The organism is Bacillus sp. JJ675 (genome assembly GCF_036963165.1).
GTDB classification, from domain to species: domain Bacteria; phylum Bacillota; class Bacilli; order Bacillales; family Bacillaceae; genus Bacillus; species Bacillus glycinifermentans.
In genome coordinates this window covers 20,974-22,471 of the sequence record NZ_JBALMR010000115.1, presented here as the reverse complement: position 1 = coordinate 22,471, position 1,498 = coordinate 20,974, and the positions used below count along the sequence as shown (strand labels likewise).

Annotated in this window: 3 protein-coding genes; 2 read left to right on the top strand and 1 reads right to left on the bottom strand. The window is 44.7% G+C overall.

The window, feature by feature from the left end:
* Nucleotides 1-16: 16 nt before the first annotated feature.
* Nucleotides 17-430 carry a CoA-binding protein gene (locus V7126_RS23365; RefSeq protein WP_046132350.1) on the bottom strand — a complete coding sequence of 138 codons (414 nt, stop codon included), beginning with the start codon at nt 428-430 and terminating at the stop codon, nt 17-19.
* Between the two features lie 180 nt (nt 431-610).
* On the opposite strand from V7126_RS23365, the gene plsY reads away from it, so the two are divergent.
* Nucleotides 611-1,207 (top strand): glycerol-3-phosphate 1-O-acyltransferase PlsY, encoded by a 597-nt coding sequence (plsY, locus tag V7126_RS23360; protein ID WP_046132349.1) that lies wholly within the window; start codon nt 611-613, stop codon nt 1,205-1,207.
* Nucleotides 1,208-1,286: 79 nt separating this feature from the next.
* Nucleotides 1,287-1,498: HesB/YadR/YfhF family protein (locus tag V7126_RS23355; protein WP_335499716.1), on the top strand; the 212-nt coding region annotated here is incomplete at its 3' end.

Sequence of the window (1,498 nt, the reverse complement as noted above, 5' to 3'; positions counted from 1 at the left end):
AGGATTTTTGTCTTTTTTAAGCAGATTTGGTCAATGCATGGGCTACTTTTATGCACAAATCCATCACAACTGTATAGCCCTTTTCATTGAGCAACTGATACGCTTCTTCATTGACAAGTCCCTGCTGAGCCCAAAACACGTCAGCGTCAATTTCCAAAAACTCCTTGGCTACTTCCGGAAGATGCTCGGATCTTCTGAACACATTCACGATATCGACGTGCCCCTCGATATCCTTTAGCGAAGCAACAGCTTTCACCCCGAGCACTTCGTCGATGGTCGGATTAACCGGGATGATTTCATACCCTGCATCCTGCATCGCTTTTGATACCATATAGGAGGTTCTCTCCGGATTGGCCGAAAGGCCGACGACCGCAATTCGTCTGCTGTTCTCAAGAATGTTTTTGATCTCCTGTTTCGTTGGATTTTCCATTCCGCATCAGCTCCTTTTATATTCAGTTTACATGAAAACATACAGGATATACAAAGTTTTAATAGGATTAAAGCGCATTATCCTGTATGATATATACGGTGCTATTTAACAAAAGCCGCCATGAAGGGTGCCTCTCGTGTTAAAATAAAGAGTAGGGATCATCAAAAAAGGAGAAATGAAATGTTAATTGCTTTATTATTGATTTTAGCCTATTTACTCGGCAGCATTCCATCCGGCTTGATTGTGGGTAAAGCTGCCAAAGGAATCGATATCAGAGAACACGGCAGCGGAAACCTCGGAGCCACCAACGCTTTTCGTACGCTTGGAGTCAAAGCGGGTTCGATCGTCATCGCCGCCGATATCTTAAAAGGAACGCTTGCCGCTTTTTTGCCCGCCGTCCTGCACGTCGATGTCCATCCTTTGCTGGCCGGCGTAGCAGCCGTCATCGGGCACATGTTCCCCGTTTTCGCAAAATTTAAAGGGGGAAAAGCGGTCGCTACCTCAGGAGGCGTGATGCTGTGCTATGAGCCTATCCTGTTTCTCACAATGGTCGCGGTGTTCTTTCTGTTTTTGTTCATTACCAAGTACGTATCGCTGTCTTCTATTTTAACCGGCCTGTATACGACGATATACAGCCTGTTCACAAAGGATCTTTTTTTGGTGGCGGTCGTCGTCGTTCTTACGGTATTTGTCATTTACAGACACAGAACGAACATCAAGAGAATTTTTAACAAAACCGAGCCGAAAATCAAATGGATGTCAGGCAAAAACCGCTGACAGAACATGATATGTTTATGAACAATCCAAATTATTATATACTAGATATAACAATCCATAAAAAAGGAGTGCTTTTCTCGTGAATCTGCACATTAATGAAGAGGCGCTTAAGTGGTACAAGGACGAGCTTGATCTGAAAAAAGGAGACCAAGTCCGCTTCTTCGTCCGTTACGGCGGATGCAGCAACGTTCAAAAAGGATTTTCCCTCGGGGTATCGAAAGATGAGCCGCAGCAAATCGGAGCAAGCGCCGAAGCGGACGGCATTACGTTTTTCATTGAGGAAAGCGATAT

Coding starts and splice junctions, on each gene's coding strand:
- V7126_RS23365 (WP_046132350.1), bottom strand. CDS start 430: ATGGAAAATCCAACGAAACAGGAGATCAAAAACATTCTTGAGAACAGC.
- plsY (WP_046132349.1), top strand. CDS start 611: ATGTTAATTGCTTTATTATTGATTTTAGCCTATTTACTCGGCAGCATT.